This is a genomic window from Povalibacter uvarum, assembly GCF_014202975.1.
Classification (GTDB): Bacteria; Pseudomonadota; Gammaproteobacteria; order Steroidobacterales; family Steroidobacteraceae; genus Steroidobacter; species Steroidobacter uvarum.
The window spans coordinates 462,190-482,198 of sequence record NZ_JACHHZ010000002.1; the positions used below are offsets into that span (position 1 = coordinate 462,190).

Here is a 20,009-nt window from a genome sequence, read left to right on the forward strand (position 1 = left end):
GAAATCCTCGCTTCGCGATCGGCAGGCGATGTCTTTGTGGGCGGTTGTTATTGTTCAAAGAGCCTTTTTCCGCCGGCTACGTTAAGGTGACGCCGTGGAAATGTCCACGCAGGAGACCCGTCATGGCCTTCGCGAATCCGCCGCCCGGCGACATCGCAGCCCTGCTTCGCGCCGCTCGCACGATCGCAGTCGTCGGCCTCTCGGATAACCCGCAACGCCCCAGCTACGAAGTGGCCTCCACGCTTCTCGACTACGGTTACCGCATCATCCCGGTCAATCCCGCGCTCGCCGTCTGGGAAGGCATTCGGGCGGTCCCCGACCTCGACCATCTGTCGGATGCGCTCGGTCCTGGCGAACAGGTCGACATCGTCGATGTCTTCAGGCAACCACAGCACGTGCCGCAAGTGGTCGACGACTGCATTCGCCTTGGTCTTCCCGCGCTATGGCTGCAGCTCGGTGTGATCGATGAGAAGGCAGCGGAGCGTGCTCGTACTGCTGGCATCGCCGTCGTGATGGACAAGTGCATCAAGGTGGAGAGGATGAGGATGGGGTGATGCTATTCTTCCCCCATGCTTCTGCGCTTCACCAAAATGCATGGCCTCGGAAACGACTTCATCGTTTTCGATGCGCCCTCCGATGATGCAGTCCCCGATGGCGCGGCACTGAAACAGCTGGCCGACCGCCGCACCGGGATCGGTTTCGATCAGGCGCTCGTCCTGCTCCCGCCGCGCGCGAAGGACACAGACGTCTACTACCGGATCTTCAACGCCGACGGTTCCGAAGTAGAACAGTGCGGCAATGGCGCACGCTGCGTCGGGAAGCTCGTGGCCGAGAAGCTGGCACGACAGGATCTGCACATGGACAGCCTCGGCGGCCGCGTCGATGTGCAGTTGCGGAAAGACGGACTCGTCTCCGTGGACATGGGCATTCCGGATTTCACGCCCGCCGCGGTCGGCTTCGACGCGACTCGGGAAGCGGATGTCTATCCGTTGCGTGTCGGCGAATCGGAACTGCAGATCAGCGCAGTCTCGATGGGCAACCCGCATGCAGTGATGCGCGTGCCGTCGGTGAGCGAAGCGCCCGTGGACACGCTCGGTCCGGCGGTAGAGAATCACCCGCGTTTCGCGAACCGGACCAACGTCGGGTTCCTGGAAGTCGTGAGCCGCACGCACATTCGCCTACGGGTGTTCGAGCGCGGCGTCGGAGAGACGCTCGCTTGCGGTACAGGTGCCTGCGCCGCCGTCGCTGTCGGACGCAGACTCGGTCTGCTCGATGAAGAGGTGACGGTCGATGCGCTCGGCGGACGACTGGTGATCCGCTGGCCCGGCCCGGGTGAGCATCTATGGATGACGGGCCCGGCGATCACGGTATTCGAAGGGACAGTGACGCTTTGAAAAGGGCCGGTCCGCCGTTGGCGGTTGACCGCCCGAAGAACCTGGCCGAGCGACGATTCTATTCAGGCCGGCAGCGGCCAACTGGCGACGGGGAACCCGTTCACGAGGTGCCATGAGCAAGCAAACAGTCCGCGGTGTCGAAGTCGACTCCCTCCCCGAGGAAGTCATTGCGGAGTATCTCCAGCACAACCCGGATTTCTTTGAGCGCCACTCCGGCCTCCTCGGCCGACTCAAGCTGCCTCACGGCAAAGGCGGATCGACGGTCTCGCTGGTCGAACGACAGGTATCGGTCCTGCGCGAGAAGCACGACAAGCTCGAATCGCACCTGCATGACCTCATCGCCGTCGCGCGCGACAACGACTCGCTCGCCGACAAGATCCACAAGCTTTCGCGACGCCTGATCCGGGCCCGCAATGCAGCGGGCGTCATCGACGCGCTCGAGTCCTCCCTGCGCGAAGACTTCGGCGCCTCCGAATGGCTGATCGTCCTGGCGCCCTCGGCCGAATCCGGGTTGCATGGCGTCACGAGCCGCCACCTTCGCGTCGTCGATCCGACCGCGGCCGAACTGAAAATGTTCGAAACGCTCTTCGCGTCGGGCAAGCCGCGCTGCGGCCAGATCCGCGACAGCCAGCGCGACTTCCTGTTCGGCACCGGCAGCGTGGAGATCGGCTCCGCGGCGCTGGTTCCGCTGGGCCCGCAAACATCCGCGGGCCTGCTCGCGATCGGCAGCCCGGACACGGATCGCTTCCATCCCGGGATGAGCACCGAATTCCTTGCACGGATCGGCGATCTCGTCAGCGAAGCGGTGGGAGCGTAGTCGCTCGCTGGCAGCGAGCGACGGCCAGCCAGCTGGCCTCCTCTCATGCTCGATTCCGCTCTCGCCTGGCTTCCCCGCTTCCTGACGCATCTTTCGTCCGAGCGTCGTCTCTCGTCGCACACGGACGTCAACTATCGTCGCGATCTCGAGCTGTTCGCGCAGTACTGCACGAAGAACGGCATCGACGACTGGGTGCGCGTCGACAGTCAGCACGTCCGGACCTTCGCCGCCAGTGAGTTCCGTCGCGGCCAGTCACCGCGAACGATCCAGCGCCGCTTGTCGGCCCTGCGCAGCTTCTGCAATTTCCTGCTGCGCGAATCCGTGCTGAAGTCGAACCCCGCGAGCGAAGTTCAGGCGCCCAAAGCGCGCAAACGTCTTCCGCAGACGGTGGACGCGGATCAGATGGCGCGCCTGCTCACCTTCCGAACGGATGACGAGCTGAGCGTCCGCGACAAGGCGATCATGGAGTTGTTCTACTCGTCGGGACTGCGCTTGTCCGAGCTCGTCGGACTCGACCTCGCCGACGTCGATCTGCGCGACCGCACCGTTCGGGTCACCGGCAAGGGCAACAAGACCCGCATGGTTCCCGTGGGTCGATACGCTGTGCAGGCGATCACCATCTGGCTCGGTGAACGCAGCGCGCTTGCCGCACCTGGCGAAGCGGCGATGTTCGTCTCTCAACGCGGCGGGCGCCTGCAACAACGTTCCATCCAGGTCCGCATCGAGCGCTGGGCGAAGCGCCAGGGCCTGGGCATTCATATGCACCCGCACATGTTCCGGCACTCCTTCGCGACCCATCTGCTCGAATCGAGCCAGGATCTGCGCGCCGTGCAGGAATTGCTCGGTCACGCCAATATTTCGACGACGCAGGTGTACACGCACCTTGATTTCCAGCATCTAGCCAAAATCTACGATCAGGCTCATCCGCGCGCGCGGCGTAAATCTTAAGAGTTTCACGCGGAGAGCAAGGAGAGCACGGAGGCAGAGATCGGAAATCAAGGATTCTGTCAGGCTTCCTTCTGCTCTAATCTGCGTGAACTCCGTGTAAAACCTCTGGCTCCTCATGAACCAATTCGAAGGCACAACGATTCTTTCGGTCCGTCGCGGCGGCACAGTGGTCATCGGCGGCGACGGACAAGTGTCGCTCGGTAACACTGTGATGAAGGGCAACGCCCGCAAGGTGCGGCGGCTGCACGAAGGCAAGGTGCTCGCCGGATTCGCTGGCGGAACCGCCGATGCCTTCACGCTCTTCGAGCGCTTCGAAGCGAAACTTCAGCAATACGGGAATCTGACTCGCGGTGCGATCGAGCTCGCAAAGGACTGGCGTTCTGATCGGAGCCTGCGCCGGCTCGAAGCACTGCTCTGCGTCGCCGACACCAAGAGCTCGTTCATCATCTCCGGCAACGGCGATGTCATCGAACCCGAGGACGACATCATGGCCATCGGCTCCGGCGGCTCTTACGCCCTCTCCGCGGCACGCGCCCTGATGCAGAACACGGAACTCGACGCACGCAATGTCGTCGAAAAATCTCTGAACATTGCGGCGGACATCTGCATCTATACAAACAGAAATCTCACGATCGAAGAGCTTTCGGAGAAGCGGTTAGCGGTTGGCGGTTAGCGGTTGGTTCAGAACAGAACTGCCGAACCGGAACGATGCCCCTGATTTCTTCTGACGAACCGCTAACCGCCAACCGCCAACCGCTTCTTCTTCCTATGTCATCCATGACCCCCCGAGAAATCGTTCAAGAACTCGACAAGCACATCGTTGGACAGGGCGATGCCAAGCGCTCTGTTGCCATCGCTTTGCGCAATCGATGGCGGCGCATGCAGGTGCCCGAAGCGCTGCGTTCCGAGATCACGCCGAAGAACATCCTCATGATCGGCCCGACCGGTGTCGGCAAGACCGAAATTGCACGACGGCTCGCGAAGCTTGCGCGCGCACCGTTCATCAAGGTTGAAGCCACGAAGTTCACCGAGGTCGGCTATGTCGGCCGCGAGGTCGACTCGATCATCAAGGACCTGATGGACGTCGCGGTGAAGATGACGCGCGAAGTCGAAGTCGAGAAAGTCCGGCACCGCGCGATGGATGCCGCGGAGGATCGGGTCCTGGACGCGTTGTTGCCGCGGCCGAAGTCGCTGGGCTTCGCGCCGGAACCCGAATCGCCGCCGCGGGATCAGGAGACGCGACAGAAATTCCGCAAGATGCTGCGTGAAGGCCAGCTCGATGATCGCGAGATCGAGATCGAAGTGCGTGCGCTGCCGATGGGTGTCGAAATCATGGCGCCGGCCGGCATGGAAGATCTCACGCAACAGCTGCAGGGCATGTTCGCCAATCTCGGCGGCAGCCGCACGAAGATGCGCAAGGTGAAAGTGCGCGAAGCCTTCAAGCTGCTGACCGACGAAGAAGCCGCGAGGATGATCAACGAGGAAGAGCTGAAGCTGCAGGCGCTGCAGAACGCCGAGCAGAACGGCATCGTCTTCATCGATGAGATCGACAAGATCGCGCGACGCCAGGAAACGCATGGCGCCGACGTGAGCCGCGAAGGCGTGCAGCGCGACCTGCTGCCGCTGGTCGAAGGCAGCACCGTGAGCACCAAGCACGGCATGGTGAAGACGGATCACATCCTGTTCATCGCGTCCGGCGCGTTCCACATGTCGAAGCCATCGGACCTGATTCCGGAGCTGCAGGGCCGCTTTCCGATTCGCGTCGAGCTGCAGGCGCTGAAGGTCGAAGATTTCATCCGCATCCTCACCGAGCCGGATGCCTCTCTCTGCACCCAGTACAAGGCATTGCTCGCAACGGAAGGCGTGAATCTCGACTTCGCCGACAGCGGCGTGCGCCGTCTCGCCGAAGTCGCCTTCCAGGTCAACGAACGCACGGAGAACATCGGTGCCCGCCGGCTGCACACCGTGCTCGAACGACTCCTCGAAACCCTCTCCTTCGACGCCGCCGATCGCAACGGCGCGAGCGTCACGGTCGATGCCACTTACGTCGACAAGTATCTCGGCGAACTGGTGAAGGATGAGGATCTGACGAGGTACATTCTCTGAGCAGGTAGCGACGAGCCAGGAATCCATGCCCCACCCCACGTCCCTCAAGCTTCGCACCAAATCCCGCCTGCTCGAAGTCACCTTCGACGACGGTTCGTCGTTCGAACTACCCTTCGAGTATCTGCGTGTGTATTCGCCTTCAGCCGAGGTGCGTGGGCACGGACCGGGGCAGGAGACGTTGCAGGTGGGCAAGCATGAGGTCGGTATCAAGGCCGCGGAGCCGATTGGAAACTACGCGGTTCGCCTCGTGTTCGATGACGGCCACGACACCGGCCTTTACACGTGGAGCTATCTGCATGAGCTCGGTCGGGAGCGCGAGCAGAAGTGGGCGAATTATCTCGCGCGCCTGAAAGATCTTGGGATTCCCCATCCTACACCGGCTCCGCGCCGCTGAACCTACGGCGCTTCGATCGTCCACCGGATATTCAGTCCGCTGACCGCGGCGTCGAATTCATCCAGCGTCATCAGATCGAGACAAGGCGTAGCTCCAGCGCGAGTGAGCCGGCCGCTCATCAGTTTGCGCGCGATCACGATTGCGGCGATGCATGGGATCTCGGGACCGTGACCTTCCAGCGCCGTGAGCATCCATCGCAGCCGCAGTTCGCGGCCCTCCGCGATTCCCTCGATATCCACGTGCATGCCACCGGCATCTGAGCCGAAAGGCAGAAGCCAGTCGCTCGCGTCACGCAGCCACTTCGCGGCCGGAGCCCAACTCTTGACGATGTGCCACCGCGCCAGCCACGACATGAGCCAGAGTGGCCACTGAATCACCGCCAGTTCGAGGCCGGCGTGAAACCGCACGCGATCCTTCACGCTGTAGCGTTGCGGAAACAGGGACAGATCCGGGACATCGCAGTTCCCGAACCAGCGCCATCCGAGTTCCGGATAGAACACGCGATGCTGGTCCTGCCAGCCGTACACATCGCGCCACGCGCCTTTCTCCCAACGCTTGAACGGCCTGCCGCAATAGCTCAGCACGGACTGCACCGTCGAGAGACCGCGCGGTGTCCGATTTCCGGGCGTGATGCCGATGGCGATGCTGTCGATCGAATCGAAGCGGTCGCGAAATCGATCCACGACCGCGGCTGACAACGCCGGCACAGTGCTGGCGCCGCTGACCACGAGCACGCCACGCTCGCGGGCAGCGGCATCGAGTGCGCCGATGCCGCAGACGAACTCCCTTCCGTCGGCAAGATCAATGTAGTGGGCACGCGCTTCGATGCACGCCTGCGCGACTTCCCTTGATTGGCCCTGGAAGGGACCGGCGGTGTGGATCACCAGATCGACGCGAAGCGCTGCCAGTCGGGCCGCAAGTTGTGGATCGTGCGTATCGAGGGCTATCCCTTGGAGTGTCGCCGCTTTGCCTCCCGGGCCGGCTGCGAACTCCCGCGCTCGACGCTCATCGCGGCCCGCGACGAGCAGATGACATTCCTCCATCGCCAGCGCCCTGACGATGCGTGCTCCAAAATTCCCGTACCCGCCGAGAACCAGAATTCGATAGGCCGGCTTCCCGGTCATGGCTACAATGCCCGTCTCTCATGAACACGAACGGCGACAACCGCAACCCGGCGGATACTACCGACTTCGGTTACCAGGAGGTTCCGAAGACCGAAAAAGCGGCGCGCGTGCGGGCTGTTTTCGAATCGGTCGCAGGCAACTATGACCTGATGAACGACCTGATGTCCGGCGGCGCCCACCGGGTCTGGAAACGGTTCACGCTCTCACAGACGGGCCTGCGTCCGGGTCAGCGTGCGCTCGACGTAGCAGGCGGAACTGGCGACATCGCCGCAGGCATGGCGCAGCAGGTCGGCAGCACCGGCCTCGTGCTGCTGACGGACATCAATGCCGCGATGCTCGCCGAAGGGCGCGACGCTCTCACGAATCGGGGGGTCGTCGGCAACGTGCGTTACTCGCTCGCGAACGCGGAGCGATTGCCCTTCCCGGATTCGAGCTTCGATTGCGTCACGATCGGCTTCGGCCTGCGCAACGTGACGGACAAGGCCGCCGCGCTGCGCTCGATGGCGCGAGTACTGAAGCCCGGCGGCCAGCTGCTCATCCTGGAGTTCTCGCACCCCGTCGCGCCCGGATTGAAACCGATCTACGACGCGTACTCCTTCTCGGTATTGCCATGGTTGGGAAAAGTCGTCGCGAAGGACGAAGCCAGCTATCGCTACCTCGCCGAATCCATCCGGCGCTTCCCCGAGCAGGAAGCACTTGTAGCGATGATGCAGGAAGCAGGACTCGACAACTGCAGGTATCACAACCTGAGCGGCGGCATCGTGGCGCTGCATCGGGGATATCGGCTGTGATCTCTCGGGCCATCCGGATCAAGGCATGGATCCCCGCCTGCGCGGGGATGACAAAGTAGTTCTTCCGATGCGCTTGACACCGCTCGAATCCGCGCTCAATCGCAACATCCTCGCGTCCTCCACGGCGCAGGGGCTGTGCCGGCGCCTAACGGGCAAGCATCTCGCGATCCGGTTCTCCGGCACGCCGCTCAGCATTCACTTCCGCAGCGACGGCGAGCGCATGGCACTCGACACGTCGGCGTCGGAACCGGCGAATGCAACGCTGACCGGCTCGCCGCTTTCGCTGCTGCAACTCGCCGGCGCTCGGCCCGAAGCTGCCGTGCAGACAGGCGCGGTTCACATCGAGGGTGACGCCGAAGTAGCACAGACCTTCAGCGAGCTGCTCAAGCACGCCCGCCCGGATCTCGAAGAAGAACTCTCGCGCGTCATCGGCGACGTCGCCGCTCATCAGGTCGGCAACTTCGCGCGATCGGCGCTCGCGTTCGGGCGCCGGACCGCCGACACGTTCGCGCAGAACGTCGCGGAGTATCTGCAGGAAGAAGGCCGCGATATTCCGACGCGCGTCGAGGCGGATGAGTTCATCGCCGGCGTCGACAAGCTGCGCGAGGACGCGGATCGTCTGGAAGCCAGGCTGGCCTTGCTCGAAGGCCGGAGAAAGAAGTGAACGACGGCACGATGACCGTCGCAATGTCCGACGCGGCGCATCCGACGCCCGACTCACGCTGATCGATTCCCATGCGACTTCGCGTTCTCAGCCGCCTCCTGCAGATCCAGCGTGTTCTCGTCCGTCACGGGCTCGACGAGATCATTCTCGCGACCCACCTGTTCCGGCCGCTGCGCTTTGCTTTCTACCTGTCGCCCGCCACGTGGTTCCGCCGCAGTCGCACGACGCCGCGGGCCCTTCGCTTGCGACTGGCGCTCGAGGAGCTCGGTCCGATCTTCATGAAGTTCGGCCAGACGCTGTCGACGCGACGCGATCTGCTGCCGCGCGATATCGCGGATGAACTGGAGAAGCTGCAGGATCGCGTGCCGCCATTCCCTGGCGAGCGGGCCAAAGCGATCGCGGAAGCCGCGTTCGAGAAACCCCTGAGCGAAGTCTTCGCGAGCTTCGATGAGAAGCCGCTCGCGGCCGCAACGATCGCGCAGGTGCATCCCGCGCAACTGCGCAGCGGCAAGGAAGTCGTCGTCAAGATCGTACGCCCGGGCATTCGGGACCAGATCGAGCTCGATATCGAAGTGATGTTCGCGCTGGCGCGCCTCGCGAACCGTTACTGGTCGCAGGCACATCGCCTGCGGCCAGTCGAGCTGGTGCGCGAGTACGAGAAAACAATCCTCGATGAGCTGAATCTCATGCGCGAGGCCGCGAACGCGCAACAGCTCCGCCGCAACTTCGCGGACTCACGTCTGCTGTACGTCCCCGAAGTCTATTGGGATTATTGCCGCAAGAACGTCATGGTGATGGAGCGCGTGAACGGAGTGCTCATCAACGACATTCCCGAGCTCGAGCGGCGCGGCGCGAACATCAAGCGTCTCGCCGAGAACGGCGTGGAGATCTTCTTCACGCAGGCGTTCCGCCACAACTTCTTCCATGCCGACATGCACCCGGGCAACATCTTCGTGCTGCTCGATGATCCGCAGCAACCGCGTTACGCGGCTGTGGATTTCGGCATCGTCGGAACACTCGACCCGCGCGATCAGCACTATCTCGCGGAGAACTTCCTCGCGTTCTTCGATCACGACTACCGACGGATCGCGCAGCTCCACATCGATTCCGGCTGGATTCCCGCCCACGTTCGCGTCGATGAACTCGAGTCCGCGGTACGCACGGTGTGCGAGCCGATCGCGAACAAGCCGCTGCGGGAGATTTCGTTCGGCCAGGTGCTGATCAGCCTGTTCGAGGCAGCGCAGCGCTTCGATGCCCAGATGCAGCCGCAGCTGATGCTGATCCAGAAGACGCTGCTGCAGATCGAAGGCGTCGGCCGCCAGCTCTATCCGGATCTCGATCTCTGGGAAACAGCACAGCCTCTTCTGCGGCAATGGATGCAGGAGCGCTACAGCCTGAAGTCGATGATGAAGCAGACCCGCGCGCAACTGCCGGGATTGATCGATTCGCTGCGTGCCGCTCCGCAGTTGCTGCAACAGGTCGTACAGCGCGCATCCGATGGCCGACTGAACGTGCCCGTCGCCTCGAAGGAGCTCGAAACGCTTCGCCAGGAAATTCGCGAGGACGGCCGTCGCCGGGACATCACTGTCATCTCGGCCATCGCGCTGCTCGGCGGATTGTTCTGGCTGGCACTCCATCGCGATCCGGTGTGGCCGGGCATCGCGCTCGTCGTCGGCAGTCTTGTCTCGCTGTGGTACTCCAGGAGATAGGAGAGGAGCCGGAGAGGAATCGGAGAAGAGCCGGAGAAGATTTTCCACGGGGAACACGGGGATCCACGGGGGAAGACAATGAAAAAGAACTGTCTCCGCGGATTCTCATGCGGGATTCATCCCCGTGGCTCCCCATGATCCCCGTGGAAATTCCGTCCTCTTATCTCTTCAGCTCGATCCACGTGGCAACGCCGACGGCGCAGCAAGCGCCATCCGCATCGAAGATCGCCGTGCCTGCGCGGTGTTTGCGACCCTCCACGCCGATCGACCAGCCTGTCACCACGCAGGGCTCATCGGCTTTCGGCAGGTGATCGATGCGAACCGCGAGTTCGCCGAGCAGCGCGGGATTCGGGCTGCAGGTTGCGAAGTAGCCGGGGCAATCGAGCGCGGCCCAGATGAACTCCGGTCGCACCTTGCCGCGCGAATCGGCGAGCGCTGCGTCGGGCTTCCACGGCGCGGCGAGCTGATTGGTGCCGGGTACCGAGCCCGGGAAGATCCGCAGTCCATCACCTTCCACGCGATCGGGCCCGCATACGAAGCAGCTCGGGAAGCCGTGCTTGCCGAAGCCGACGTAGTGATGCGACGCGCCCAGCGCTTCGACCCACGATGAAGGTGCCGGCGGCTGCGTCTGTACATCGCTGATCGCTGCAGTCGCAATCAGCACGCCATTCGAATGAGCGTCCCATCGATCGTCGGCGATTCTCGTGATGTCGATCGTCTGATCGATCGGTACGGGCTGTACCAGCCGTACCTTCACCGGCTCGCCGATCGCAATGGCGATCGCGCCGGTCGAGTAGCCGCCATTGCCCGAGTCGGGCGGCCCGTTGAAACGACGATCGATGACGATCTGTGTCATGTCGCTTGCTTCGGCGCGGGCTTCAGCAGACCCCAGACGACCGGCACCACGGAGATCACGATGATCGCGATCGTCACGATGCCGAAGTTGTTCTTGATGATCGGCACGTTGCCGAACAGGAATCCGCCCCAGATGAAGATCGTCATCCACGCGAATGCACCGACGAAGTTGTAAGCCGCAAAGCGGCGGCGCTGCATCATCCCGACGCCGGCGACGAACGGCGCGAACGTGCGGATGATCGGGATGAAACGCGACAGTACGATCGTCTTGCCGCCATGTTTCTCATAGAACGCCTGTGTGCGCAGCAGGTAGTCCTGCTTCATCCATTTGATACTGCCGCTGAACGCTCGCGGGCCGATCGCCCGCCCGATGCGGAAGTTCACCTCGTTGCCGAGAATCGCGGCGACCATCAGCAGCAGCCACAGCCACACCGCATTCAGGGTACCAGTGCTGTCGATCGCGGCGAGCGCACCGACCGCGAACAGCAGCGAGTCACCGGGCAGGAACGGAGTCACCACGAGCCCGGTTTCGCAGAAGATGATGAGGAACAGGATCGCGTAGATCCAGAAGTGATACTGCACCACCAGCTCCGTCAGATGACGGTCGAGATGCAACACGAAGTCGATGAACCAGTGAATCAGTTCCATAGCTCTACGCTGCCCCTTTGACCTGCGCGCGTCGCGGTTGATTACGCTCATCCACGAGCACGACCACGGGCTCGTGCCGTTCTGCTTCCGCTTCGGTGTATTGCGAGTAGGCACAGATGATGAGCAGATCGCCGACCATCGCCTTGCGGGCCGCCGCCCCATTCAGCGAGATCGCACCTGAACCGCGCGGCGCCTTGATGATGTAGGTCGAGAAGCGCTCGCCATTCGAAACGTTGTACAGCTCGATGTACTGATTGACGCGAAGACCGGACGCATCGAGCAGCCCCTCGTCGATGCCGCACGAGCCTTCGTAGTCGAGATCGGCTTGCGTCACGCGCACCCGGTGGAGCTTGGCCTGGAGCAGAGTCAGGAGCATGGATCGGAACCGCCTGTGGAAAAGCCGGCGACAGGCTACAGGGTCGTCATTACAACGGCCAGAAAGAAGCGCGGCACGTTCAATGTTCCCGCAGCTTGCGCACGAGACTTTCGAGATCGGTGTCGACGAGCAGCGCGGCACCGTGCCTCGGCCGCAGGAAGCCCTCCTCGATGCAGCGGTCGATGAAGGCGATCAGGGGGTCGTAATACCCCTCCTGGTTCAGCAGGCCGCAGGGCTTGCGATGCAGCTCGAGCTGCGTCCACGTCCACGCTTCGAACAGCTCGTCCATGGTGCCGATGCCGCCCGGCAGCGTCAGGAACGCGTCCGAAAGATCACCCATGACCTGCTTGCGCCGGGCCATCGTGTCGACGACGTGCAGCTCGGTCAGCCCGGAATGGCCGACCTCCTTGTCGAGCAGCAGCTGCGGAATGACGCCGACGACTCGGCCGCCGTCCGCCAGCGCCGCGTCAGCCAGGGCGCCCATCAGCCCGACCCGGCCGCCTCCATAGACCAGTGTGATGTTCTCGCGGGCGAGCAGTGCCCCCAGTTCGCGGGCGACTTTCAGGTAGCGCGGGTGATTGCCGGGGTTGGCGCCGCAGAAGACGCAAAGGGATTTCATGTCGGCATTCTACCCGTACGTTTATGTCAAACCTCCAGCGATCCACGGCTGCGCGGCCAGGAGCGATAACGCGCAGATCGGCCTCGGGAAAAGCCCGCATCCGACGCAGCGACGCAAGCTGTCGGTGTCGCGACGAATGAGAGGCGATTCGCACTTCCGGGCCGGCAGTCCCCGCAACCTGAGTTGTTGGACATTTATTCACTCAAGCTGCCTGCCGCACTGCCCGATAAGCCTGTCGGATGCACGCGGTTCGCCGCTACAGCCATTGAACATATGCAAGGCACGTACACCCCCTGGCTCGTCACTCTTTCGATCGCCGTGGCCGTCGTCGTTTCCTATACGGCGTTGAGCCTGGCTGCGCGCGTGGCGAATTCGCGAGGCCGCATCGCGACCGCGTGGGTCATCGGCGGCGCGGCTGTCATGGGCGTCGGTATCTGGTCGATGCACTTCATCGGCATGCTGGCCTTGTCGCTGCCGATCCGGCTGACGTATAGCCTCCCCATCACCGCGGTCTCGCTCGGCATCGCCATCGCTGCCTCCGCATTCGCCCTGAATTTCGCGAGCCGTTCGACGCTCGACATCAAAGGCCTGTCGCTCAGCGCGTTGTTGCTCGGCGCGGGCATCGCAGCGATGCACTACACCGGCATGGCCGGTGTCCGCATCGTCCCTGGCATCCAATATGAGCCCGGGCTGTTCCTCGCTTCGATCGGCATTGCGGTTTCCGCGTCGTTCGTCGCGCTATGGCTCTTCTTCCGGCTCCGCCGTGGCCAGTCCTGGCAGATGATGCTGGCGCGGGTAGGCGCAGCTGTCGTCATGGGTTTCGCGATCACCGGCATGCACTACACCGGCATGGCGGCTTCGAAGTTCGGTCTCGGTTCCTACTGCCTGCCTGGCGCAAGCCTGGACAACAAGTGGTTCGCAATCGCGCTGGCGGTATTCGCGTTCGGCGTCATGGCGATCGCCATCCTGACGGCGGTCTACGACGCCTGGTTGCATCAGCAGCAGCGAGACAGCGATGCTGCGATGGACCATCAGCGCCTGCGCTCGAGCCTCTCCGATGCGCTGACCGGCCTGCCGAACCGCGTGGCACTGGTCAGTGCCGCGGAAGACGCCATGGTCCGCGCGGACCGCAACGGTACCCAGATCGCACTGCTTGTGCTCGATGTCGATCGGCTCAAGGCGATCAACGATTCCCTCGGACATCAGGCCGGCGATGAAATGCTGCTCGAGCTGTCGCGCCGCCTGCGCAGCGTGCTGCGTCACAACGATATCCTTGCGCGTCTCGCGGGCGACGAGTTCACCATCGTCGCAACCGACATGCGCAGCGCGCACGCCGTCGAGACGGTAGTCGAGAAGGTGCTGGCGGCACTCGAGCAGAAGTTCGTCGTCTCGGGAGTGGAGGTTCATCCGTCGGTCAGTATCGGCATCAGCACCTACCCGCTCGACGGCAACTCGTTCGAGCTGCTGCTGCGTCGTGCGAACGCGGCGATGCGCTACACGAAGGACTCCGCACGCGGTGGCTACCGCTTCTATGCCGCGGAAATGAGCTCCTTCATCGACGATCGCCTCGCACTCGAAAGCGAGCTGCGCCGTGCGATCGAGACCGGCGAGCTCGAGATTCACTATCAGCCGAAGGTCGATATCCCGACGAACCGCGTTCGCAGCTGCGAGGCCCTCATTCGCTGGCGGCATCCGACGCGCGGCATGGTGTCGCCGATGACGTTTATTCCCGTCGCGGAAGAAACGGGACTCATCGTTCCTCTCGGCGAGTGGGTGCTGCGGCAAGCGTGCCTCCAGGTCCGGCACTGGATCGACACCGGAATGTCGCCCGTGCGCGTCGCGGTGAACCTGTCGGCGAAGCAGTTCCGCCAAGCCAATCTGCCGGCGATCGTTCAGTCCGCGCTGGCGGAGGCCCATCTCGAGCCGGGATTCATCGAGCTGGAGCTCACGGAGAGTGCGGTCATGCACGACCCCGAGGCCTCAGCGCAGACGCTCGCGACGCTGAGCGCGATGGGCGTGCATATCTCGATCGACGACTTCGGCACCGGCTACTCGAGCCTGAGCTACCTGCGCCGCTTCCCGCTCGATAAGCTGAAGATCGATCGCAGCTTCATTCGCGATCTGATGAAGAACCCCGACGACGTGTCGATCGTGAAAGCGATCATCTCGCTCGCGCACAGCCTGCGCCTGCGTGTCGTCGCTGAAGGCGTCGAGACCGCCGATCAGCTCGAATTCCTGCGCCAGCTCGGCTGCGATCAGTACCAGGGCTACTACTGCAGCCCTGCGGTAACTCCGGACGATTTCGCGGCGCTCATCCAGCGCCTGCGGGCAGAACGGCCGGAACTCACCGAAGCCGACATGCTGAGGACGCAGAGCAGGTTGTCGGCGTTCACGCCGGAAGTGGCGAACTGAGGCCACGAAGTTCGCCATCCCCGCGAAGGCGGGGATCCACTCTTTCAGATTCGGCCACGAAGTTCGCCATCCCCGCGAAGGCGGGGATCCATCTTGGTTGACGGCATGGATTCCCGCGTGCGCGGGAATGATGGGAGGCGGCGCCTCAGCCGCCGTGATACTTCTGGTGCAGCCGATTCATCCCTGCGATCCACCGATCGCGATCGGTCGCTTTGCGCTGCATGTACTCCACGACTTCAGCGTGCGGCAGGATCAGGAATTTCTCCGCGGCCAGCCCTGCGATCACTGCGTCCGCGACCTGTTCGGGTTCCATGATGCCGTTGACGCTCGCAACATCGCCTTCGTTGCCGGCGATCATGTCCGTGCGCACGGCCTGCGGGCACAGCACCGATACCTTGATGCCTTCGTGAGCGTGCGTGAGTGCGATCCACTCGGCCAGCGATACCGCCGCGTGCTTGGTGACGGCGTAGGTCACGCTGCCGATCTGTGAAAGCAATCCTGCGGCCGATGCTGTGTTCAGCAAGTATCCGCCGCCGCGTTTGATCATTCGCGGCACGAGGCAACGTGCTGCGTACACGTGTGCCATCAGATTTACATCCCAGATGGTTTGCCACGCGGAGTCGGGCGTTTCGAGTCCGCGGCCGATGCCGATGCCTGCGTTGGAGCAGAACAGATCGATCGGGCCGTGGTCGCCTTCGATTCCGTCGATGAAATCGACCAGCTCCGACTCGCGCCGAACGTCGACGCGTCGCCACGATCCGCCGATTTCCTTCGCGACGGCGACAGCGCGTTCTTCGTTGAGATCGGCGATCGCGACGTGACGCGCGCCCTCGGCAGCGAATCTTCTTGCGAGCGCACGGCCGATGCCGCTCGCGCCGCCGGTCACGGCGACGACTTTGTCCTTCACGATCATGCGAACTCCCCCGTCTCGTTGTTGTCGGGCGAGTATTGCACAGCTGTTTTCGAAGAAAGGTCAGTGCTCGTGATCGGTTGACCGCCGACCGCCCGTGCGACGCCGTTCCTTACCGCTCCACGGTGCAGCCATCAATCCTTCGTCGCTGCGTCGGCGCGGTCCGGAGCGACGATCGGCATGGTGCTTGAACTTGCAATCGCAGTGCGAGGTATCGCACGAGGGCAATGGCAACCGCGGGGCCTGAGTAGAGAGGTATCGCTTGCCCTTGAATCGGTGTACCGCGGCACACGCGTCTTTGCCCGGAATGATGGAGACCGCACGATACGGGCTGGGCGACGCCTTCGGCTTCTTTGCCGGAGGCGGCTTACTGGATTTGAATAGTGCGCCGAATGGCCACCACGGAGACTTCGACGCCATCGCTCCTCACTCGTCCCAACGCGACAGCGAAGCAATGCAACGCATTGCCCGCGAGTCTCAGAAAGGCATAGGAGGAAAGAATGTTCCCGTGAGCAGCGCGCTTACAATCGGTCGATGGTACCGACGCGAAATGGCGACGTAGGGAAAAGAAGGGATGCGAGAGGCTGTGAGCGGTGAGCTGCGAGCCGGAGACGAGAAGAACGGGCCGAGGCAGCGATTCTGGCTCATCGCTCATCGCCTCTGCATCGTCACATCCGCAGACTTCGCAGGAATGCCGCGGGATCTTCGCCGCGTTCGATGACTTCGACCAGCGCGGAGCCGACAATCACGCCATCCACATACGGCCCGATTCGCATCACTTGCTCGCGACTGCGAATGCCGAAACCTGCGCACACAGGGACCTTCGCCGCTTGCTTGAGGCGTGCGAAGTAATCGAGCACTTCTTGCGGCACAGCCACATTCTTGCCGGTGGTGCCCGTCATCGTGACGCCATACATGAATCCCTGGCCCGCGTCACAAAGCACTTTGACCCGGTCGGCTGGAGTCACGGGCGTGACGAACTGCACGAGAGCGACGCCATACTGGTTTAGTGCAGTGCGCAGATCGGAGCACTCTTCCAACGGCAGGTCCGGCACGATGAAGCCGGTGATACCCGCTTCAGCCGCAGCTTTCGGCAACTTGTCCAGACCGTACGCGAGGAGCGGATTGAGATAGCTCATCAGCAGCAACGGTGCGCGAGGCTTCGAAGCGGCGTTCGTCAGCTCGGAAAGAATCCATTGCAGCGACACCCCTTGTTCGAGCGCAGCCCGGCTCGAACGCTGCACCGTCGTGCCGTCCGCCATCGGATCGGTGAACGGAACGCCGATCTCGACGACGTCCGATGCCGACGCCACCGCATTGAGCAGAGCGATGAAGCCCTCGCGACGAGGAAAGCCCGCCGTGATGTACGCGACCATCGCCGGTCCGCCCTTTGCCCTGGCCTGGCGAATCGCCTCTGAAATCTGATTGCCGTGATGCATTTTTCTATCCGCTATCCGCCAGTCACTTCATTCTTCAACAATGTTTTCTGCAGCGTCGGCATGTCTTTGTCGCCGCGTCCCGAGAGTCCGATGAGAATTCGCTTGCCGGGATTCGCGCGGGCAAACCGCTTCGCGCCCGCCAGGGCGTGCGAAGACTCGATGGCAGGCAGGATGCCTTCGGCAGCGCAGCACTCGGCGAGTGCTTCCAGCGCATCGTCGTCATTCACCGCTTCGTACTGCACGCGTCCGATCGTTGCGAGCAACGCGTGTTCCGGGCCGACGCCGGGATAGTCGAGGCCGGCGGAAACCGAGTGCGTTTCCTGGATCTGGCCATTCGGATCCTGCAGCAAGAGCGAGTAGGTGCCCTGCAACACTCCGGGTGTGCCGTAGGCGATCGACGCTGCGTTCTGTCCCAGTCCGTTGCCGATGCCGCCCGCTTCGAGGCCCAGCAGCCTGACGTCGCGATCCTTGACGAACGGATGAAACAGGCCGATCGCGTTGGAACCGCCGCCGACGCAGGCAATCGCGATGTCGGGCAGCTTGCCCGTCTGGGTGAGCATCTGCTCGCGCGCTTCGCGACCGATCACAGACTGCAGTTCGCGAACGATGTATGGATACGGATGCGGGCCGATCGCAGAGCCGAGGCAATAGTACGTGCCGTTCGGATCGGACACCCAGTCGCGCAGTGCCTCATCGACCGCCGCGCGAAGCGTCTTGTCGCCGCTCGTCACCGGCATCACGGTCGCACCGAGCAACTTCATGCGGCCCACATTGGGTGCCTGCCGCTCCATGTCGATCGAACCCATGTAGACCGTGCACGGCATTCCGAGTCGTGCGCAGGCGGCTGCCGAAGCGACGCCGTGCTGGCCCGCGCCGGTCTCTGCGATCACACGCTTCGCGCCGAGCTTCTTCGCGAGCAGCACCTGTCCGATCGAGTTGTTGATCTTGTGCGCGCCCGTGTGCGCGAGATCCTCGCGCTTCAGCCACACCTCGGCACCCCAGCGCTTCGACAGGCCGCGTGCGTGCGTCAGCGGTGTCGGCCTGCCGACCCAACTGTTGAGCTCCGCATGAAACTCCGCGAGGAATTCTGGATTGCGCAGGAAGCGATCGACGCCTTCCTGCAGACGATTCAACGCCGGCACCAGCGTTTCGGGAACGTAACGGCCGCCGAACGGACCGAAGCGTCCACGCTCATCGGGATAGGCATCGTTCATAACCGCAGCCAGCACGGCCTGCGCATCGATATGGCTCACATCTGCTTTCATCTCTCGGACTCCGCTGCTTCGCGCGCTGTGCGCACGAACTGATGAATTCTCCCCCGATCCTTCACACCGGGACTGCGCTCGACACCGCTGCTGACATCGACACCGAACGGACCGACGCGGCGGATCGCATCCGCGACGTTGCCGGCGTTGAGCCCGCCCGCCAGGATGAGCTCGGTCCGACGTGCGACACCCGCCGCTTCCGCCCAATCCGTCGTCGTCCCCGTGCCGCTCGCCGGGCCTTCGAACAGAAGCCTTCGCGGCAACTCGTCCGGCACACGGCCGCTGCGCACGACGGGTGTGACGTTCAATCCGTCCGGGACGATCAATCCCCGCAGGTCTTCCGCATCCGTCTGCAGTACATCGGGACGGAAGACTTCCCAAACCTCATCCAGCAGCTCCTGCGATGGATGCTGCATCACCGCCACTCGCGGGATCTGAACGCCTCTCGCGAGCTCGACGGCTCGCTGCGGCGTGATCTGGCGCTTCGACGGTGCGAACACGAAGCCGATCGCATCCGCGCCTGCTTCGATCGCCGCTGCCAGTCCCTCTTCCGAAGTGAGTCCGCAGATCTTGATCCACAGCTTCATCGGCGCGGCGCAACGCGGGTCATTCGTCGTCGCCTCCCGTCGCGAGGCGGATCTGCCGGCTGCGCATGGCCATCGTGCGTTCGCGTCCGGCAGCCAGCATTTCTCCCAGCAGCTTGCGGGGATTCTGCGAGTGCATGAGCGTCGTGCCGACGAGCGCAACCTGGTAACCGATGTCGACGACGGTTCTGACGTCATCGAGCGAAGTCACGCCGCTTTCGGCGACGTGCGCATATCCCGGGGGCATCTGATCGATGAGCTCGGCAAGACGCCCGAGCTCGACGGTGAGCTTTTCGAGATCGCGGCAGTTCAGTCCGACGAGAATGCGCTCGTCATGCGCCTTGCGCAGCGCAAGGACTTCATGAGCTGTCTGCAAGTCCATTGCATCGAAGGCTTCGAGCAGCACGAACATCTTCAGCATCGCGGCGCAGTCGAGCAGCTCGGTGATCCGGCTGCGGTCGAGCATGCGCACGATGACCAGCACACCGCCGGCGCCCGCGGCGCGGGCTTCCATCACCTGATAGGGATCGACGAGAAAGTCCTTGCGCATCGCAGGGACATGCAGCGGCGCCAGGATTGCCGCCGCCTGCGACAGATGATCGAGCGAGCCGCCGAAGCGGGACGGTTCTGTGAGAACGGAAACCGCGCACGCACCGCCATGCGCGTAAGCCTGCACTCTCGCTTCGACGCCTGTCGTGTTCGCGGAGAGATCACCCGCCGAGGGTGAATGCAATTTGCACTCGGCGATGATGTCGAAGCTCTCGGGGCAGAGTTTCAGCTTCGGCGGTGGCGGCAGATCGGTGACCCGCGACCACAGTGCCTGTTCGGACTCACGCGCACGAGCTTGCTCCAGCCGAGCCATACTCGTTTGAGTCATCTCTGTGAGCAAACCAGTCATAGGAGGGCAGCGGTTGGCGGTTGGCGGTTAGCGGTTGGCGAGAACGGAGACATCGG

At 63.2% G+C, this 20,009-nt stretch carries 21 protein-coding genes; 11 read left to right on the forward strand and 10 right to left on the reverse strand.

Features of this window, described 5'->3' with window-relative positions:
- Positions 1 to 122: 122 nt before the first annotated feature.
- From HNQ60_RS08260 to HNQ60_RS08290, 7 genes are all read left to right on the forward strand, one after another.
- Entirely contained in the window at positions 123 to 554 is a 432-nt protein-coding gene (locus HNQ60_RS08260; protein ID WP_184330570.1) for a CoA-binding protein, read from the forward strand.
- Positions 555 to 569: 15 nt separating this feature from the next.
- Positions 570 to 1,394, forward strand: a complete 825-nt coding sequence (gene dapF / locus HNQ60_RS08265; protein WP_184330572.1) for a diaminopimelate epimerase — start codon at positions 570 to 572, stop codon at positions 1,392 to 1,394.
- Positions 1,395 to 1,506: 112 nt separating this feature from the next.
- A complete protein-coding gene (locus HNQ60_RS08270) occupies positions 1,507 to 2,211 on the forward strand; it encodes a DUF484 family protein (protein ID WP_184330573.1) in 705 nt (234 codons plus the stop codon).
- 45 nt (positions 2,212 to 2,256) lie between these two features.
- Complete coding sequence (xerC, locus tag HNQ60_RS08275) at positions 2,257 to 3,159, forward strand: tyrosine recombinase XerC (protein ID WP_184330574.1); 903 nt, start codon at positions 2,257 to 2,259, stop codon at positions 3,157 to 3,159.
- 115 nt (positions 3,160 to 3,274) lie between these two features.
- Positions 3,275 to 3,832: an ATP-dependent protease subunit HslV gene (gene hslV / locus HNQ60_RS08280; protein ID WP_184330576.1), complete on the forward strand. Its 558-nt coding sequence runs from the start codon at positions 3,275 to 3,277 to the stop codon at positions 3,830 to 3,832.
- 95 nt (positions 3,833 to 3,927) lie between these two features.
- Positions 3,928 to 5,265 carry an ATP-dependent protease ATPase subunit HslU gene (gene hslU / locus HNQ60_RS08285; RefSeq protein ID WP_184330577.1) on the forward strand — a complete coding sequence of 446 codons (1,338 nt, stop codon included), beginning with the start codon at positions 3,928 to 3,930 and terminating at the stop codon, positions 5,263 to 5,265.
- Between the two features lie 25 nt (positions 5,266 to 5,290).
- The gene (locus tag HNQ60_RS08290; RefSeq protein ID WP_184330578.1) at positions 5,291 to 5,659 is read left to right on the forward strand and encodes a gamma-butyrobetaine hydroxylase-like domain-containing protein; all 369 of its coding nucleotides are present in this window, start codon (positions 5,291 to 5,293) and stop codon (positions 5,657 to 5,659) included.
- 2 nt (positions 5,660 to 5,661) lie between these two features.
- Here HNQ60_RS08290 and HNQ60_RS08295 read toward each other — a convergent pair whose 3' ends face one another.
- Positions 5,662 to 6,783, reverse strand: coding sequence for a saccharopine dehydrogenase family protein (locus tag HNQ60_RS08295; RefSeq protein ID WP_184330579.1), 1,122 nt, complete (start codon positions 6,781 to 6,783; stop codon positions 5,662 to 5,664).
- A 20-nt stretch (positions 6,784 to 6,803) separates the two neighbouring features.
- Here HNQ60_RS08295 and ubiE point away from each other — a divergent pair, with 20 nt between their 5' ends.
- The 3 genes from ubiE (at position 6,804) to ubiB (ending at position 9,947) form a co-directional block, all read left to right on the forward strand.
- On the forward strand, positions 6,804 to 7,574 hold the full coding sequence (ubiE, locus tag HNQ60_RS08300) for a bifunctional demethylmenaquinone methyltransferase/2-methoxy-6-polyprenyl-1,4-benzoquinol methylase UbiE (protein ID WP_184330582.1): 771 nt from the start codon (positions 6,804 to 6,806) through the stop codon (positions 7,572 to 7,574).
- A gap of 67 nt (positions 7,575 to 7,641) precedes the next feature.
- A complete protein-coding gene (locus HNQ60_RS08305) occupies positions 7,642 to 8,238 on the forward strand; it encodes a ubiquinone biosynthesis accessory factor UbiJ (RefSeq protein ID WP_184330584.1) in 597 nt (198 codons plus the stop codon).
- 71 nt (positions 8,239 to 8,309) lie between these two features.
- Positions 8,310 to 9,947 carry a ubiquinone biosynthesis regulatory protein kinase UbiB gene (ubiB, locus tag HNQ60_RS08310; protein ID WP_184330587.1) on the forward strand — a complete coding sequence of 546 codons (1,638 nt, stop codon included), beginning with the start codon at positions 8,310 to 8,312 and terminating at the stop codon, positions 9,945 to 9,947.
- Positions 9,948 to 10,107: 160 nt separating this feature from the next.
- On the opposite strand, the gene HNQ60_RS08315 is transcribed toward ubiB, so the two are convergent.
- From HNQ60_RS08315 to HNQ60_RS08330, 4 genes are all read right to left on the reverse strand, one after another.
- Positions 10,108 to 10,803 (reverse strand): hypothetical protein, encoded by a 696-nt coding sequence (locus HNQ60_RS08315; protein WP_221304100.1) that lies wholly within the window; start codon positions 10,801 to 10,803, stop codon positions 10,108 to 10,110.
- Entirely contained in the window at positions 10,800 to 11,450 is a 651-nt protein-coding gene (locus HNQ60_RS08320; protein WP_184330590.1) for a DedA family protein, read from the reverse strand. The genes HNQ60_RS08315 and HNQ60_RS08320 overlap by 4 nt, the downstream gene beginning before the upstream one ends.
- A gap of 4 nt (positions 11,451 to 11,454) precedes the next feature.
- Positions 11,455 to 11,826: an aspartate 1-decarboxylase gene (gene panD / locus HNQ60_RS08325; protein ID WP_184330592.1), complete on the reverse strand. Its 372-nt coding sequence runs from the start codon at positions 11,824 to 11,826 to the stop codon at positions 11,455 to 11,457.
- A 79-nt stretch (positions 11,827 to 11,905) separates the two neighbouring features.
- Positions 11,906 to 12,445: an LOG family protein gene (locus HNQ60_RS08330; protein WP_184330594.1), complete on the reverse strand. Its 540-nt coding sequence runs from the start codon at positions 12,443 to 12,445 to the stop codon at positions 11,906 to 11,908.
- A 273-nt stretch (positions 12,446 to 12,718) separates the two neighbouring features.
- Here HNQ60_RS08330 and HNQ60_RS08335 point away from each other — a divergent pair, with 273 nt between their 5' ends.
- Entirely contained in the window at positions 12,719 to 14,857 is a 2,139-nt protein-coding gene (locus tag HNQ60_RS08335; RefSeq protein WP_184330596.1) for a putative bifunctional diguanylate cyclase/phosphodiesterase, read from the forward strand.
- Between the two features lie 145 nt (positions 14,858 to 15,002).
- Here the strand turns inward: HNQ60_RS08335 and HNQ60_RS08340 are convergent, their stop codons facing one another.
- The 5 genes from HNQ60_RS08340 to HNQ60_RS08360 form a co-directional block, all read right to left on the reverse strand.
- Positions 15,003 to 15,770 (reverse strand): SDR family oxidoreductase, encoded by a 768-nt coding sequence (locus tag HNQ60_RS08340; RefSeq protein ID WP_184330599.1) that lies wholly within the window; start codon positions 15,768 to 15,770, stop codon positions 15,003 to 15,005.
- A 665-nt stretch (positions 15,771 to 16,435) separates the two neighbouring features.
- A complete protein-coding gene (gene trpA, locus HNQ60_RS08345) occupies positions 16,436 to 17,206 on the reverse strand; it encodes a tryptophan synthase subunit alpha (protein ID WP_184330601.1) in 771 nt (256 codons plus the stop codon).
- 11 nt (positions 17,207 to 17,217) lie between these two features.
- The gene (trpB, locus tag HNQ60_RS08350; protein WP_184331813.1) at positions 17,218 to 18,420 is read right to left on the reverse strand and encodes a tryptophan synthase subunit beta; all 1,203 of its coding nucleotides are present in this window, start codon (positions 18,418 to 18,420) and stop codon (positions 17,218 to 17,220) included.
- Positions 18,421 to 18,467: 47 nt separating this feature from the next.
- The gene (locus tag HNQ60_RS08355; protein ID WP_184330603.1) at positions 18,468 to 19,058 is read right to left on the reverse strand and encodes a phosphoribosylanthranilate isomerase; all 591 of its coding nucleotides are present in this window, start codon (positions 19,056 to 19,058) and stop codon (positions 18,468 to 18,470) included.
- 19 nt (positions 19,059 to 19,077) lie between these two features.
- Positions 19,078 to 19,932, reverse strand: a complete 855-nt coding sequence (locus HNQ60_RS08360) for an indole-3-glycerol phosphate synthase TrpC (protein ID WP_184330605.1) — start codon at positions 19,930 to 19,932, stop codon at positions 19,078 to 19,080.
- Between the last annotated feature and the right edge of the window lie 77 nt (positions 19,933 to 20,009).

What these genes read in the sequence shown, in the direction of transcription:
- HNQ60_RS08260 (WP_184330570.1), top strand. Translation starts at nt 123, where the DNA reads ATGGCCTTCGCGAATCCGCCGCCCGGCGACATCGCAGCCCTGCTTCGC.
- dapF (WP_184330572.1), top strand. Translation starts at nt 570, where the DNA reads ATGCTTCTGCGCTTCACCAAAATGCATGGCCTCGGAAACGACTTCATC.
- HNQ60_RS08270 (WP_184330573.1), top strand. Translation starts at nt 1,507, where the DNA reads ATGAGCAAGCAAACAGTCCGCGGTGTCGAAGTCGACTCCCTCCCCGAG.
- xerC (WP_184330574.1), top strand. Translation starts at nt 2,257, where the DNA reads ATGCTCGATTCCGCTCTCGCCTGGCTTCCCCGCTTCCTGACGCATCTT.
- hslV (WP_184330576.1), top strand. Translation starts at nt 3,275, where the DNA reads ATGAACCAATTCGAAGGCACAACGATTCTTTCGGTCCGTCGCGGCGGC.
- hslU (WP_184330577.1), top strand. Translation starts at nt 3,928, where the DNA reads ATGTCATCCATGACCCCCCGAGAAATCGTTCAAGAACTCGACAAGCAC.
- HNQ60_RS08290 (WP_184330578.1), top strand. Translation starts at nt 5,291, where the DNA reads ATGCCCCACCCCACGTCCCTCAAGCTTCGCACCAAATCCCGCCTGCTC.
- HNQ60_RS08295 (WP_184330579.1), bottom strand. Translation starts at nt 6,783, where the DNA reads ATGACCGGGAAGCCGGCCTATCGAATTCTGGTTCTCGGCGGGTACGGG.
- ubiE (WP_184330582.1), top strand. Translation starts at nt 6,804, where the DNA reads ATGAACACGAACGGCGACAACCGCAACCCGGCGGATACTACCGACTTC.
- HNQ60_RS08305 (WP_184330584.1), top strand. Translation starts at nt 7,642, where the DNA reads ATGCGCTTGACACCGCTCGAATCCGCGCTCAATCGCAACATCCTCGCG.
- ubiB (WP_184330587.1), top strand. Translation starts at nt 8,310, where the DNA reads ATGCGACTTCGCGTTCTCAGCCGCCTCCTGCAGATCCAGCGTGTTCTC.
- HNQ60_RS08315 (WP_221304100.1), bottom strand. Translation starts at nt 10,803, where the DNA reads ATGACACAGATCGTCATCGATCGTCGTTTCAACGGGCCGCCCGACTCG.
- HNQ60_RS08320 (WP_184330590.1), bottom strand. Translation starts at nt 11,450, where the DNA reads ATGGAACTGATTCACTGGTTCATCGACTTCGTGTTGCATCTCGACCGT.
- panD (WP_184330592.1), bottom strand. Translation starts at nt 11,826, where the DNA reads ATGCTCCTGACTCTGCTCCAGGCCAAGCTCCACCGGGTGCGCGTGACG.
- HNQ60_RS08330 (WP_184330594.1), bottom strand. Translation starts at nt 12,445, where the DNA reads ATGAAATCCCTTTGCGTCTTCTGCGGCGCCAACCCCGGCAATCACCCG.
- HNQ60_RS08335 (WP_184330596.1), top strand. Translation starts at nt 12,719, where the DNA reads ATGCAAGGCACGTACACCCCCTGGCTCGTCACTCTTTCGATCGCCGTG.
- HNQ60_RS08340 (WP_184330599.1), bottom strand. Translation starts at nt 15,770, where the DNA reads ATGATCGTGAAGGACAAAGTCGTCGCCGTGACCGGCGGCGCGAGCGGC.
- trpA (WP_184330601.1), bottom strand. Translation starts at nt 17,206, where the DNA reads ATGCATCACGGCAATCAGATTTCAGAGGCGATTCGCCAGGCCAGGGCA.
- trpB (WP_184331813.1), bottom strand. Translation starts at nt 18,420, where the DNA reads ATGAACGATGCCTATCCCGATGAGCGTGGACGCTTCGGTCCGTTCGGC.
- HNQ60_RS08355 (WP_184330603.1), bottom strand. Translation starts at nt 19,058, where the DNA reads ATGAAGCTGTGGATCAAGATCTGCGGACTCACTTCGGAAGAGGGACTG.
- HNQ60_RS08360 (WP_184330605.1), bottom strand. Translation starts at nt 19,932, where the DNA reads ATGACTCAAACGAGTATGGCTCGGCTGGAGCAAGCTCGTGCGCGTGAG.